The following is a 13,865-nucleotide window of genomic DNA, read 5'->3' on the forward strand; positions in this document are numbered from 1 at the left end:
CCCCACCTCATCGTCCCGGGCCGACCGGCCACGACATCCTCAACGGTCCACTCTCTCACCCGTGCCGGACGGGTCGGCGTTTTCCGGTGCGGTGTCCGGTGTCGGGTCACTCGGCTGCTCCGGGTCGCCTGCCCGGGGGCGTGCCTCGGACTGTTCCTCGAGACGGTCCTCGGCGCCTTCCGGGTTCTGCGGGGTGTCGAGGGCCGGCTCGGTCGTCTCGGTACCGCCCGTCCCGGTCTCTCGTGCGGCGGCGCGTTTGCGCTGTGTGTACATCCGGAAGCCGGCGAGGACGAGCAGCAGCACACCGCCGCCGATGACCAGCATCACGGTGGCCGTGATCTCGGTGACCTTGACGTCGAAGGTGACGGGGGCGCCGTATGTCCGTCCATCCGGTGTGTACAACTGGGCGACGACCGTCGCCCGGCCGTTGGCGTTGGCCGATGTGGTGAACTTCACCGACCGGCTGTGACCGCCGGAGACCGTGACGGGCTGCTCCTGATACGCCTCTCCGCCGATCTTGAGGCGGGTCGGGTTGGTGGAGGTGAGCCGCAGTACCAGGTGGTCGACTCCCTGCACCAGGTTGTTCTGCACGGTCACGGGAATCGTGGCGCTGCGGCCGGAGAGCTTCGTCTCCGACTTGTCGATCAGTCTCACCTGCCGGGCCAGGCCGTCGAGGTAGTCCTTCACACCGGTGCGGAAGGCCTCCGCCTGCTCTGCCCGGCCGCGCCAGGACGTGGACATCTCGCGGTTCATGGCGAGCCCGAAGGGGGTCACGACCCGGTCCCGCTCCGACAGGATGACCTTGAACTTGTCGAGCTTGACCTGCGTCTGCGCCATGTCCTGGAAGGCCTCGCGCGGCAGCTCCTGCTTGCGGAGGCCGCCGGGATACGAGGAGGCTCCCGGCACCCGGGTGGTGGCGGCCGGGTCGGGCTCGGCCGCGGCGGCCTCCGTCAGGTCCTGCGACTGGGACCAGGTGCTGCGCTGCAGGGTCCGCAGTGCCTCGGCCATCGCCCGGGCCTCGCTGCCGGACGGCATGCGCTGCGGAGCGACGACGATGCTGCGGTCCTTACCGGTCTGCAGGTCGACCGTCAGGCTCTGGGCAAGGAACCGCTGCACGGCGAGCGTGGAAGTGGAGGCCTGCGTCAGGTCGCCCTCGAACGCCGTCGACAGCCGGGCGTCGGCCACGACCGCCGTCGTGCCGCCGCCGATGGGCCGGGCCGCGGACGGTGTGTACGTCAGTCCGGTGTCTTCCAGTCTGTCGCTGCGGGCGATCACCTTGTCGGCGCCCGCCGAGGTGGCGACCTTGACGATCGACGGGTCGACGGCGCCCTCCACCGGCCAGGCGAAGTCGGTGGTCGGCTTCACATGGAGGATGCTCTCGACCGTGAGCGCGGCGACGTCCGTGGCGTCCTTGAGCTGGCTCAGCGACCCGGTGACGGCGGTGCCGTTGTGGGCGAGGGAAGCCAGGTCCGGGTCGGCGTAGGGCAGCGCGACCACCTCGTCCCCGGACACGGAGTCCTGAAGGTCGGCGAGCCACTGCTTGGCGACGGCCTGGTGCTTGCCGGGGGTTGTCTCACCGTCCTCGCCCCGGATCGCGTAGTTCTCCGTCATGGCGTCGACGGAAGCCAGCAGATCCGGGTCGATCACCCACGTGATGTCGAGGTCCTTGCCGAGTGCCACCATCTGGTTCAGGCGGCCGCCGGGGGAGATCTCCTTGGCCAGGTCGTCATTGAGGAAGACCGGGGTCTGCTGTTCGTTCGAGCCCGTCTCCGCGGTCGTGTGGGCGGTCGAGATCAGCGGCCACAGGAACGTCGTCTTCGTCTTGGTGTCCGCGTCGTCGGGCCGCCACGGCAGGAAGGTCCGCTCGACGCCGAGAACCTGCTCCCACGGCCGTGCGGAGGTCTGGCCGGAGAGCGCGACGGTGAACTGATAGACGCCGTCCCGCCCGAGGTCCAGCTCGTCGACGGGGACGGAGATGTTGAAGTGCTCGGCGACACCGGGATTGAGCTTGGAGAACTTCTCGCCGTACTTGTCGTCGACCTCGGTACCGAGGTAGCCGCGGAGGTCGTCGCTGTTCCGGGCGACCCGGTCGACGGCCGAGCGGGTGTTGAGAGAGGGGCCCAGGTGCAGGCCCACATGAGCGTCGGTGACCGCCTGCTTGCCCGTGTTCGTCACCGTGCCCGACACGGTCACCGTGTCGCCGTCCGTGGGTGCGGCGGGGGTGAGCGAGTCGACGGCCACGGCAACCGTGCCCGAATCGGAGTCGGCCTGGAGCGCGGTCGGTGTTTCGGCGTGGACCGAACCGGCGGAGGGCAGCTGCATGAGCCCGGCCAGCAGGGGCGCGCCGGCGAACAGCGCCGCGGTACGCCGTACCCGGCGGCGGGCAGGTGAGGGACTCGTCCCCTGGAAGTCTGCCGCGTCGGCCACGCGCTCGCCCGTCCCTCGTCGTCGTCAGTGGTCGTCGGAATGTGCGTCCACGCATGGTAACGACGCGCGCTGAGAGGAAGTGCCGCGGAGTGCGCCACAAGATCCGGAACGGTGGGGCGGGCGTCCCGAATGTGCGCCTATATATAGGGAGCCGGGTCTGTGTGTGGTTTCGGCCTCAGAAAAGGGACGCGCTGGGGACTGTCCGGGCCACGTACCCTTTTCTGTTGTGCCGAACGCCAACGAAGTCAATCCCAGTGCCCTGAGTCAGGTGCAGCAGCGCGCGGTGAGCGAACTGCTGCGGGTCGCCCCTGTCGCCGACGACCTAGCCCGCCGTTTCCAGGAGGCCGGGTTCTCTCTCGCCCTGGTCGGCGGTTCGGTGCGGGACGCGCTGCTCGGCAGGCTCGGCAACGACCTGGACTTCACGACCGACGCGCGCCCGCAGGACGTCCTCAGGATCGTGCGGCCCTGGGCGGACGCCGTGTGGGAGGTCGGGATCGCCTTCGGTACCGTCGGGGCCCAGAAGGAGGGCTACCAGATCGAGGTGACCACCTACCGGTCGGAGGCCTACGACCGGACCTCGCGCAAGCCTGAGGTGGCGTACGGGGACTCCATCGAGGAAGACCTCGTCCGGCGCGACTTCACCGTGAACGCGATGGCCGTGGCGCTCCCGGAGAAGGAGTTCATCGATCCGCACGGTGGGCTCGACGATCTCGCGGCCCGGGTGCTGCGCACCCCGGGCACACCGGAGGAGTCCTTCTCGGACGATCCGCTGCGGATGATGCGGGCCGCGCGCTTCGCCGCGCAACTCGACTTCGAGGTGGCTCCCGAGGTGGTCGCCGCGATGACGGAGATGGCGGGGCGGATCGAGATCGTCTCCGCCGAGCGGGTCCGGGACGAGCTGAACAAGCTGATCCTGTCCGCGCAGCCGCGCACGGGACTGACCCTGCTGGTGGACACCGGCCTTGCCGCGCATGTTCTGCCCGAGCTGCCCGCTCTGCGTCTGGAGAGCGACGAGCACCACCGGCACAAGGACGTCTACGAGCACACGCTGATCGTCCTGGAGCAGGCGATGGCGCTGGAGGAGGACGGGCCCGATCTGACCCTCCGGCTGGCCGCGCTGCTGCACGACATCGGCAAGCCGCGCACGCGCCGGTTCGAGAAGGACGGCAGGGTCTCGTTCCACCACCACGAGGTGGTCGGGGCCAAGATGACGAAGAAGCGCATGACCGCGCTGAAGTACTCCAATGAACTGGTCAAGGACGTCTCGCGCCTGGTCGAGCTGCACCTGCGCTTCCACGGCTACGGCACCGGTGAGTGGACGGACTCCGCGGTACGCCGCTACGTCCGGGACGCCGGCCCGCTGCTCGACCGGCTCCACAAGCTGACCCGCTCTGATTGCACGACCCGCAACAAGCGCAAGGCCGCCGCGCTGTCGCGTGCCTACGACGGTCTGGAGGAGCGCATCGCCAAGCTCCAGGAGCAGGAGGAGCTGGACGCGATCCGCCCCGACCTCGACGGGAACCAGATCATGGAGATTCTCGGTGTCGGACCGGGCCCTGTGGTCGGTCAGGCGTACAAGCACATGCTGGAGCTGCGGCTGGAGCACGGGCCGATGGAGCACGATGCGGCCGTGGCGGCACTCAAGGAGTGGTGGGCGGCGCAGCAAGGCTAAGACCGGGCGGCGGGCGTGTTTCACGTGAAACATGCCCGCGCCGAGGGAATCGGCCGGACAGGCGGAGGGGCGGTGTTTCACGTGAAACACCGCCCCTTCCGGCATTGCCCTCTACTTCTGGTAGTCCTTCAGGCAGAGCAGGAAGTCACTGCCGTCACCGCTCTGGACATAGGAGTACTGGAAGTCCTTGGCCTCTGCCCTGCACTTGCTCTCAGCGGTGAGCGAGGAGAAGGAGCCGTCGACCTTGGCCAGCACGACGAACTGGGCCTCCGAGGAGCTGCATTCGACGACCTCGAGGTCCGGGTTGTTGTCGTTGGTGCTGCCGCGGTGCATGCAGTCGCCGACGGCCGCTGTGTTGGCGTCGTCTCGGCTGGCGAGGTAGCCGCCGATCGCCACGCTCACGACGATCACCGCGATGGCGATGTTCTTGATCGTCTTGAAGCTGAGCTTGCGGCGGGCCGGCTCCGGCGGGACCGGGGCGTACGGACCACCCTGCTGAGGGAAGCCGGGCTGACCGGGCTGCTGCGGGAAGCCCTGCTGGCCCTGGGCGTACGGGTTGCCCTGGGGCGGCTGCGGAGCCGGCGGCTGGCCCTGGGCGAACGGGTTGCCCTGGGGCGGCGGAGTGGTCACGTGGGAGTCCCCCTCTGGACACGTCGGTGCATGACGCGAACATGTCGCGCCTAAGACGCACGTAAGCTATCGGTCCGCACTGACATCCCTGTAATCCGATGGGGCTCTGTGGCACTGATGTGACACTTACTGTCGGGCAAACCGACCCATAGCCACTGCAACCGCTGCGTAGACAGCGGCGACCGTGACGACCAGCGGCACCGATCGGCCGTCCGGCGGCAGCATCAGGGCGGCAACACCGGCGGCGCCGACGAAGGCGACGTTGAAGAGGACGTCGTAGACCGAGAAGATCCGGCCACGGTAGGAGTCCTCGACCGAGGACTGCACGATGGTGTCGGTCGCGATCTTCGAGCCCTGGGTGGTCAGCCCGAGGAGAAACGCCGCGGCGAGCATCGGGACGGTGGCGAAGGGCAGACCGAGCGCGGGTTCCAGTACCGCGGCGCCCGCGGCGCACACGGCCATCCAGCGCCTGGGCCCGAGCCGCCCCGCCGCCCACGGTGTGACCACGGCCGCCGCGAAGAAGCCGGCGCCCGAGAACCCCAGGGCGAGCCCCAGCAGGGCGAGCCCCTCGTCGGTGTCCGAGGTCAGGGCGTACCGGCACAGCATCAGCACCATGACCAGCAGGGCGCCGTAGCAGAACCGCAGCAGTGACATCCCGAGGAGTGCCCACGCCGCCTCCCGGCGGTCCGGCGCCGCCAGGTGACGCAGGCCCGCCACCAGGTCGCGGGCGTTGCCGGCGACCGCCGAGACCAGCCGAGGCCGCACCAGCGCCCGGTCCGGGCCGAGCAACGCCACTGCCATCCGCAGCGAGGCGAGCGCTCCGCACAGGTAAAGGACGGCTCCCAGCAGTACCACGGCGGCGTCCGAGTCGGCCACCACCAGGCGTACGACGAAGGCCAGGCCGCCGCCCGCGGTCGCGGCCAGGGTCCCGGCCGTCGGGGAGAGCGAGTTGGCCATCACCAGGCGATCGGGGTCGACCACGCGTGGCAGGGCGGCGGACAGACCGGCGAGGACGAAGCGGTTGACGGCCGTGACGCACAGGGCGGAGACGTAGAAGAGCCAGTCCGGGACGGAGGCGATCATCAGGACGGCCGTCACCGAGGCCATCAGGGCGCGCAGCAGATTGCCGTAGAGGAAGACCTGGCGGCGGCGCCAACGGTCGAGCAGCACACCGGCGAAGGGGCCGACGAGGGAGTACGGGAGGAGCAGCACCGCCATGGCGGAGGCGATCGCGGCGGGTGAGGTCTGCTCCTGGGGCGAGAAGACCACGTACGTGGCGAGCCCGACCTGGTAGACGCCGTCGGCGCCCTGGGAGAGCAGGCGTACGGCGAGCAGGCGGCGGAAGCCCTGCAGGCGCAGCAGCACGCGCAGATCACGGACGACGGCCATGGGCACAGCCTCACACACGATCAAGGTCCCCCGGGCGCAACGCCCGGGGGACCACGATCGCTGGTGCGGAAGGGCGCGTCAGCGCTCGACCTCGCCCGCGATGAACTTCTCGACGTTGGCGCGGGCCACGTCGTCGAAGTACTGGACCGGCGGGGACTTCATGAAGTAGCTCGACGCGGAGAGCACGGGGCCGCCGATGCCGCGGTCCTTGGCGATCTTCGCGGCGCGCAGGGCGTCGATGATGACACCCGCGGAGTTCGGGGAGTCCCAGACCTCGAGCTTGTACTCCAGGTTCAGCGGGACGTCACCGAAGGCGCGGCCTTCCAGGCGGACGTAGGCCCACTTGCGGTCGTCGAGCCAGGCGACGTAGTCGGAGGGGCCGATGTGGACGTTCTTCTCGCCCATGTCCCGGTCGGGGATCTGGGAGGTGACGGCCTGCGTCTTGGAGATCTTCTTGGACTCGAGGCGGTCCCGCTCGAGCATGTTCTTGAAGTCCATGTTGCCGCCGACGTTCAGCTGCATCGTGCGGTCCAGGACGACGCCCCGGTCCTCGAACAGCTTCGCCATCACGCGGTGCGTGATGGTGGCGCCGACCTGCGACTTGATGTCGTCACCGACGATCGGAACGCCCGCCTCGGTGAACTTGTCCGCCCACTCCTTGGTACCGGCGATGAAGACCGGGAGGGCGTTGACGAAGGCGACCTTGGCGTCGATGGCGCACTGGGCGTAGTACTTCGCGGCGTCCTCGGAGCCGACCGGCAGGTAGCAGACCAGGACGTCGACCTGCTTGTCCTTGAGGACCTGGACGATGTCGACCGGCTCCTCGGCGGACTCCTCGATGGTCTCCCGGTAGTACTTGCCCAGGCCGTCGAGGGTGTGGCCGCGCTGCACCTGAACACCGGTGCGGGGCACGTCGCAGATCTTGATGGTGTTGTTCTCGGAGGCGCCGATGGCGTCCGCGAGGTCCAGGCCGACCTTCTTGGCGTCCACGTCGAAGGCGGCGACGAACTCGACGTCGCGGACGTGGTAGTCGCCGAACTGGACGTGCATCAGGCCCGGGACCTTCGACGCCGGGTCGGCGTCCTTGTAGTACTCGACGCCCTGCACCAACGATGCGGCGCAGTTGCCCACGCCGACGATGGCTACGCGAACCGAACCCATTCCGGTTGCTCCCTGTGTGTACGAGTGAGGCCCTGGCCGGGCGCTCACGTGGCGGTGTCGTCGGGCGTATCCGGCCGGGGGTCGCCCCCGGACCGGGGCAGGCCGCCCGTCGCTCCATGTGTCCTGTCCTGGTGAGCGGTCCCCTCGGAGGCGGATCCCCGCAGGTCCCGCCCCGCCCGCTCGCTCTCGATGAGCTCGTTCAGCCAGCGCACTTCGCGCTCCACGGACTCCATGCCGTGGCGCTGGAGCTCAAGCGTGTAGTCGTCGAGTCGCTCCCGGGTGCGGGCCAGCGAGGCCCGCATCTTCTCCAGACGCTCCTCCAGCCGGCTGCGGCGGCCTTCGAGCACGCGCATGCGTACGTCCCGCGAGGTCTGTCCGAAGAACGCGAAGCGGGCGGCGAACGTCTCGTCCTCGTACGCGTCGGGCCCCGTCTGCGAGAGCAGCTGCTCGAAATGCTCCTTACCTTCCGCCGTCAACCGGTAGACGATCTTGGCGCGGCGCCCCGCGAGCGGAGCGGCGGCCTCGGCGGTGTTCCCCGGCTCCTCGATCAACCAGCCGTTGGCGACCAGCGTCTTGAGGCAGGGGTAGAGCGTGCCGTAGCTGAACGCCCGGAACACACCCAGTGACGTGTTGAGTCGTTTGCGCAGCTCATAGCCGTGCATCGGGGATTCGCGGAGCAGGCCGAGGACAGCGAACTCGAGGATCCCGGAACGCCGGCTCATCGTCGCCTCCTTCCTGCCGCGACCCGTGGCGGCGGGTGCCGTGACGGGCTGTCCTGAGTCTTTATGCCGAGCTGATGTATCGACTCGATACATCAAGACGATAGAACGGCCTTCCGCCTGCGACAAGAGGGGGGTCGGTGAACGGGATCACATCACCGATTCACAGGAGGCAAGTTGCCTGATTTGAGGTGAACTTCGGAGCTCGGGTGTTTTGGGGGTGCGTAGTCTGTGCGCCATGCAGACCACCGGGAACCGAGTGATGCCTGGGGGCGTCCCTGTCCCCGGTGCAGTACGGGGTGAATGCGGCGGGGGCCGCATCCGTACTTCGGGGGGACCGGAAACCAGCCGCCGTTTCCAGGCGCGCAAGGGTGCGCCTGCCCGAGGAGAAGTCGTTCGATGAGCGAGCACCGTCGCAAACCGCCGCAGCCGCAGGGAGGCGGACGTGCCGCGGCCCGACGCGGCCAGTCCGGCTCGTCTTCCGGCCGCCGCGCGGCACCGCGAGGCGCCACCGGGTCTTTCTCCGGCTCCCATGGGTCGGGCTCGTACGATGCGGGAGAGGCGGAGCGGCCGTACGGTGGCCGCGCCGAGGCCCGTCGTGCACAGCGCGGCGGAGGCAGCCGCCGCAGAGCCGCCGAACCGGCCCGTGGTGGCCGCCGGGCGGCGCCCGCCGGACGAGGGCGGGCCGCGGCGCCCGGCCGGAAGCGGATGATCGACTATCCGCGCTACGACAGAGACGGATGGCGCCGCTGGGTGCCGTCCTGGCGCCTCGTTTCCGGCCTCTGCGTCGGGTTCTTCGGTGTCATGGTGGCCGCCGCGGGCCTTGCCTACGCGATGGTCGGCGTGCCCGACGTCGACAAGACGGCGAAGGCGCAGAACAACGTCTACTACTGGGCCGACGGCAGCCAGATGGTCGCCACGGGCGGTGAGCGGAACCGCCAGATCATCGACCTGGCGCAGATCCCCAAGGAGATGCAGAACGCCGTCATCGCCCAGGAGAACAAGACCTTCCGCACCGACAGCGGCATCGACCCCAAGGGCATCGCGCGGGCGGTGTTCAACATGGCCAAGGGCGGGGAGACGCAGGGCGGCTCCACCATCACCCAGCAGTACGTCAAGAACGCCATGCTGAACGACCAGTCGCAGACGGTCTCCCGGAAGGTCAAGGAGCTCTTCGTCTCGATCAAGGTCGGCGCCACGGTCGACAAGAACGAGATCCTGGCGGGCTACCTGAACACCGCGTACTTCGGCCGTGGGTCCTACGGCATTCAGGCGGCAGCCCGGGCGTACTTCAACAAGGACGCCGTCGACCTCAACGCCGGCGAGTGCGCCTTCCTGGCGGCGATGGTCAAGGGCGCCACGTACTACGACCCGGCGGGCGCGACCTCGATCGACAAGGCCGCCACCCCCGAGGCCAACAAGAAGCGGGCCCTGGGGCAGATGCAGGACACTCTCGACAAGATGGTCGAGTACGGCTACCTGAGCCAGGAAGAGCGCGACAAGCACGCCACGCTGCCCACGACGCAGAACCCGCGGTCGAACACCGCGCTCAGTGGCCAGATCGGCTACCTCGTCGACCTCGCCAAGGCGTCGGTGGTCAAGAACGACATCGCCACCACGGACGAGCTGGAGAAGGGCGGCTACTCGATCCACACGACCTTCGACAAGAAGAAGGTCGAAGAGCTCGAGAAGTCGGTCAAGAAGGTCTACAAGGAGAAGATCGACCCGGAGAAGCGTCCGGAAACGGACACGCACGTCCAGTTCGGCGGTGCCTCCGTGGACCCGGAGACCGGTGCCATCAGGGCCATCTACGGCGGCACGGACGCCACCAAGCACTTCACCAACAACGCCGATGTGACCGGTGCCCAGGTCGGTTCGACGTTCAAGCCCTTCGTACTCGCGGCGGCGATGAAGTGGGGTGTGCGCGACCCGGACGGGCCCCAGGTCCAGGCCCAGGACGAGCGCACCGTCGTCTCCCCGAAGAGCCTGTACACCGGCAAGAACAAGTACAAGATCAAGAACTACGACGGGACGGTCTGGCACAACGAGAAGGGCGAGGAGTGGCTCCAGGTCAATGACGGCGACGTCTCCTACGGTGAGCCGCCCGAGTACAAGGTCGACCTGCGCGAGGCCATGCGCGAGTCGGTGAACTCCTCGTTCGTCCAGCTCGGCATGGACGTCGGTCTGGACAAGGTGAAGGAAGCCGCGGTCGACGCGGGCCTCCTGGAGGACAGCCTGGCCGGCACCACCTACCCGTCGTTCTCCATCGGTATCTCCGACCCCAGCGCCATCCGCATGGCGGCCGCCTACGCCACCTTCGCGGAGAGCGGCAAGCAGCGTGAGCCGTACTCCGTCACGAAGGTCACGAACAAGAACGGCACGCTCTTCACGCACACGGTCAAGACCAAGCGTGCCTTCGAGCGGAAGGTCGCGGACAACGTCACGGACGTCCTGAAGACGGTCGTGGAGGACGGAACGGGTACCAACGCCCAGTTGCCCGGCCGCGAGGTGGCGGGCAAGACCGGTACCACGGACGGCAACAGGTCCGCCTGGTTCGTCGGCTACACCCCGCAGCTCTCGACCGCGATCAGCATGTTCCGGTACGACGACGACGAGACCAACAAGAACCGCACGTTCCTGGAGATGTTCGGTACGGGCGGCGAGAAGAAGATCCACGGAGCCTCTTTCCCGGCCCAGATCTGGCAGGACTACATGGCAGACGCCATGAAGGGCCTGCCGAAGGAGAAGTTCCCGGAGCCGCCCCCCATCGGCGAGATCATCAACGACACCCCCTCGCCGACCCCGACCCCGTCGCCCACCGAGACGGAGGAGACCACGCCGTCGCCGAGCCCGACGCCGAGCCAGTCCGAGACCAGCCCCTCGCCGTCGCCGAGTGAGACCTGTGGCGTCTTCGACTGGAGGTGCGAGGAGGAAGAGGAGAGCGGCGGCAACGTCAACGGTGGCAACACCAACGGTGGTGGCACCGGTGGCGGGGAGGACGACGGCACAACGCCCGCACCGTCGACCAGCGAGTCGGAAGGGGAGGCCACAAAAGGCAACCAGCACGGCGGTCTCTTCGGAGGCCCGAACGGCTAGCCGCAGATTGCCCGGCATGGGTGTTTCACGTGAAACACCCGCATGTTTCACGTGAAACAGGGGCCGTCGCACCCACGCCGGTGCGGCGGCCCTCGCCGTTCCCCCGGACACGTACGGCAGGATGTGCCCCATGCCCAGTGCAGAATCGACGCAAGCGAGCGCGCACGAGCCGGACCCGGTGAAGCCGACCAAAGAGGACGAGGTCGCCGCGACCGGCAGCGAGCTGATCGGCGGGCCCATCGGGCGGCACGCCCTGCTCGGGACGTCCTGGTGGACGCCCGTGCGAGTGATCGCGCTCGTGGCGATCGGCATGTTCGCCCTCGGCCTGGTCCAGAAGGCGCCCTGCTACAACGGCGCCTGGTTCTTCGGCGCCAGCTCGCAGTACACGCACGCCTGCTACTCGGACATCCCGCACCTGTATCAAGGGCGCGGGTTCGCCGACGGCCTGGTGCCGTACTTCGACCGGCTCCCCGGCGACATGCAGTACCTCGAATACCCGGTGCTGACCGGCGTGTTCATGGAAGTGGCCGCCTGGCTCACACCGGGCAGCGGCAGCATCCAGTACCAGGAGCAGTGGTACTGGATGGTCAACGCCGGGATGCTGATGGTGTGTGCGGCCGTCATCGCGGTCTGTGTGACCCGCACCCATGCCCGGCGTCCGTGGGACGGTCTGCTGGTCGCGCTGGCGCCCGCCTTCGCCCTCACCGCGACCATCAACTGGGACCTGCTGGCGGTCGCGCTGACGGCCGCCGCGATGCTCATGTGGTCGCGGGGCCGCTCCCTGGCCTTCGGTGTGCTGCTGGGGCTCGCCACGGCCGCCAAGCTCTATCCCTTCCTGCTGCTCGGCCCGCTGCTCGTGCTGTGCTGGCGGGCCGGTAAGTGGCGGGAGTACGGCATCGGTCTGGTGGGCGCGGCCGGCGCATGGCTCGTGGTGAACGTGCCGGTGATGCTCTTCGCCTTCGAAGGATGGTCGAAGTTCTACACCTTCAGCCAGGAGCGGGGCGTCGACTTCGGGTCCTTCTGGCTGATCATGGCCCAGAACTCGGACAACCCGCTCAGCACCGAGACCGTCAACACGCTCGCCACGCTTCTGATGCTGCTGTCCTGCGGTGGCGTCGCGGCGCTCACCCTGACCGCCCCTCGCCGGCCGCGCTTCGCCCAGCTGGCCTTCCTGATCGTGGCGGCGTTCATCCTCACCAACAAGGTCTACTCACCGCAGTACGTCCTGTGGCTCGTGCCACTGGCCGCGCTCGCCCGGCCGAGGTGGCGGGACTTCCTGATCTGGCAGGCGTGCGAGGTGGCGTACTTCCTGGGCATCTGGATGTACCTGGCCTACACGACCAGCGGCGACGCCCACAAGGGGCTGCCGACCGACGGCTACCACTGGGCGATCGGCGCGCATCTGCTGGGGACGCTGTTCCTCTGCGTCATGGTCGTGCGCGACATCCTCATGCCGGAACGGGATCCGGCGCGACGGTCCGGCGACGACGATCCCTCGGGCGGGGTGCTCGATGGTGCCAAGGATGTCTTCGTGTTCGGTCCCGCGGCCCGTCCCCCGCGACATGTGGCGCACAGCGACGAGCCGTCGGTGGAGTGGGGTACCGGGCGGGCGCCCGGCGGTTCGCTCTGAGCGAACCGCCGGGGCTTCACCTCCGGGCCCCTCGGTTCAGCGGTCGACCAGGCGGTCGAACTGTGTCGTGGTGTGCCGCAGGTGGGCCACCAGTTCGTCCCCGACAGTGGGTTCCGGCGCCTCCGTGGGGACGAACAGGATCGAGACCTGCATGTGCGGCGGCTCCGCGAACCAGCGCTGCTTGCCGCCCCAGACGAATGGAGACAGGTTCCGGTTGACCGTGGCGAGGCCGGCCCGGGCCACGCCCTTGGCGCGCGGCATGACGCCGTGCAGCGCCTTCGGGGCCTCCAGGCCCACCCCGTGCGACGTGCCGCCCGCCACGACCACCAGGAAGCCGTCGGAGGCGGCCTTCTGCTGCCGGTAGCCGAAGCGCTCGCCCTTGGCCACCCGGGTGACGTCCAGGACCGCACCGCGGTACTCGGTGGCCTCGTGGTCCCCCAGCCACAGCCGGGTGCCGATCCGGGCGCGGAACCGGGTCTGCGGGAACTGCTGCTGGAGCCGGGCGAGCTCCTCGGCCTTGAGGTGGCTGACGAACATGGTGTGGAGCGGCAGACGGGCCGCGCGCAGCCGGTCCATCCAGCCGATGACCTCCTCGACGGCGTCCGAGCCGTCGGTGCGGTCGAGCGGCAGGTGGATCGCGAAGCCCTCCAGGCGGACGTTCTCTATGGCGGCGTGCAGCTGCGGCAGGTCCTGCTCGCTGATGCCGTGCCGCTTCATCGAGGACATCACCTCGATGACGACGCGGGCGCCGACGAGGCCGTACACGCCGTCGACGGACGACACCGAGCGCACCACCCGGTCGGGCAGCGGCACGGGTTCCTCGCCGCGCCGGTAGGGCGTCAGCACCAGCAGATCCCCGCTGAAGAAGTCCTTGATGCGGGCGGCCTCGTACGTCGTTCCGACGGCGAGGATGTCCGAGCCCAGCCGTGTGGCCTCCTCCGCCAGGCGCTCGTGCCCGAAGCCGTAGCCGTTGCCCTTGCAGACCGGGACCAGCCCGGGGAACTGCTCCTGCACGTGCTTGTGGTGCGCCCGCCAGCGCGCGGTGTCGACGTAGAGCGTGAGCGCCATGGCCGGACCTGGAACCTTTCTCGTGGCTGTGGTGTGTCAAAGGATGCGAAAGGGGGCTGTGGTTCAGCGGCTG

At 68.8% G+C, this 13,865-nt stretch carries 9 protein-coding genes; 3 read left to right on the forward strand and 6 right to left on the reverse strand.

Annotated features, from left to right (window positions below):
• Nucleotides 1–39: 39 nt before the first annotated feature.
• Entirely contained in the window at nucleotides 40–2,427 is a 2,388-nt protein-coding gene (locus ACLGIH_RS16775) for a DUF6049 family protein (protein WP_416526056.1), read from the reverse strand.
• A 226-nt stretch (nucleotides 2,428–2,653) separates the two neighbouring features.
• Here ACLGIH_RS16775 and ACLGIH_RS16780 point away from each other — a divergent pair, with 226 nt between their 5' ends.
• A complete protein-coding gene (locus ACLGIH_RS16780; RefSeq protein WP_416526057.1) occupies nucleotides 2,654–4,099 on the forward strand; it encodes a CCA tRNA nucleotidyltransferase in 1,446 nt (481 codons plus the stop codon).
• Between the two features lie 111 nt (nucleotides 4,100–4,210).
• Here ACLGIH_RS16780 and ACLGIH_RS16785 read toward each other — a convergent pair whose 3' ends face one another.
• The 4 genes from ACLGIH_RS16785 to ACLGIH_RS16800 all read right to left on the reverse strand — a co-directional run bounded on the left by ACLGIH_RS16785 (nucleotide 4,211) and on the right by ACLGIH_RS16800 (nucleotide 8,001).
• Nucleotides 4,211–4,729 carry an LppU/SCO3897 family protein gene (locus ACLGIH_RS16785; protein WP_416526058.1) on the reverse strand — a complete coding sequence of 173 codons (519 nt, stop codon included), beginning with the start codon at nucleotides 4,727–4,729 and terminating at the stop codon, nucleotides 4,211–4,213.
• Between the two features lie 126 nt (nucleotides 4,730–4,855).
• Nucleotides 4,856–6,118 (reverse strand): MFS transporter, encoded by a 1,263-nt coding sequence (locus tag ACLGIH_RS16790; protein ID WP_416526059.1) that lies wholly within the window; start codon nucleotides 6,116–6,118, stop codon nucleotides 4,856–4,858.
• Nucleotides 6,119–6,196: 78 nt separating this feature from the next.
• Nucleotides 6,197–7,279: an inositol-3-phosphate synthase gene (locus ACLGIH_RS16795; RefSeq protein ID WP_416526060.1), complete on the reverse strand. Its 1,083-nt coding sequence runs from the start codon at nucleotides 7,277–7,279 to the stop codon at nucleotides 6,197–6,199.
• Nucleotides 7,280–7,323: 44 nt separating this feature from the next.
• Nucleotides 7,324–8,001: a PadR family transcriptional regulator gene (locus ACLGIH_RS16800; protein WP_416526061.1), complete on the reverse strand. Its 678-nt coding sequence runs from the start codon at nucleotides 7,999–8,001 to the stop codon at nucleotides 7,324–7,326.
• Between the two features lie 705 nt (nucleotides 8,002–8,706).
• On the opposite strand from ACLGIH_RS16800, the gene ACLGIH_RS16805 reads away from it, so the two are divergent.
• Entirely contained in the window at nucleotides 8,707–11,094 is a 2,388-nt protein-coding gene (locus ACLGIH_RS16805) for a transglycosylase domain-containing protein (protein WP_416526062.1), read from the forward strand.
• A gap of 121 nt (nucleotides 11,095–11,215) precedes the next feature.
• Nucleotides 11,216–12,724 (forward strand): glycosyltransferase family 87 protein, encoded by a 1,509-nt coding sequence (locus ACLGIH_RS16810; RefSeq protein WP_416526063.1) that lies wholly within the window; start codon nucleotides 11,216–11,218, stop codon nucleotides 12,722–12,724.
• A gap of 36 nt (nucleotides 12,725–12,760) precedes the next feature.
• Here the strand turns inward: ACLGIH_RS16810 and ACLGIH_RS16815 are convergent, their stop codons facing one another.
• Nucleotides 12,761–13,792 carry an alanine racemase gene (locus tag ACLGIH_RS16815; RefSeq protein WP_416526064.1) on the reverse strand — a complete coding sequence of 344 codons (1,032 nt, stop codon included), beginning with the start codon at nucleotides 13,790–13,792 and terminating at the stop codon, nucleotides 12,761–12,763.
• Nucleotides 13,793–13,865 lie beyond the last annotated feature (73 nt).

It is taken from the genome of Streptomyces hamibioticus, assembly GCF_047946815.1.
Taxonomy (GTDB): Bacteria; Actinomycetota; Actinomycetes; order Streptomycetales; family Streptomycetaceae; genus Streptomyces.

Bases quoted from the DNA above. Each gene is read 5' to 3' on its own strand.
- ACLGIH_RS16800 (WP_416526061.1), bottom strand. From the start codon at position 8,001: ATGAGCCGGCGTTCCGGGATCCTCGAGTTCGCTGTCCTCGGCCTGCTC.
- ACLGIH_RS16805 (WP_416526062.1), top strand. From the start codon at position 8,707: ATGATCGACTATCCGCGCTACGACAGAGACGGATGGCGCCGCTGGGTG.
- ACLGIH_RS16790 (WP_416526059.1), bottom strand. From the start codon at position 6,118: ATGGCCGTCGTCCGTGATCTGCGCGTGCTGCTGCGCCTGCAGGGCTTC.
- ACLGIH_RS16810 (WP_416526063.1), top strand. From the start codon at position 11,216: ATGTGCCCCATGCCCAGTGCAGAATCGACGCAAGCGAGCGCGCACGAG.
- ACLGIH_RS16795 (WP_416526060.1), bottom strand. From the start codon at position 7,279: ATGGGTTCGGTTCGCGTAGCCATCGTCGGCGTGGGCAACTGCGCCGCA.
- ACLGIH_RS16815 (WP_416526064.1), bottom strand. From the start codon at position 13,792: ATGGCGCTCACGCTCTACGTCGACACCGCGCGCTGGCGGGCGCACCAC.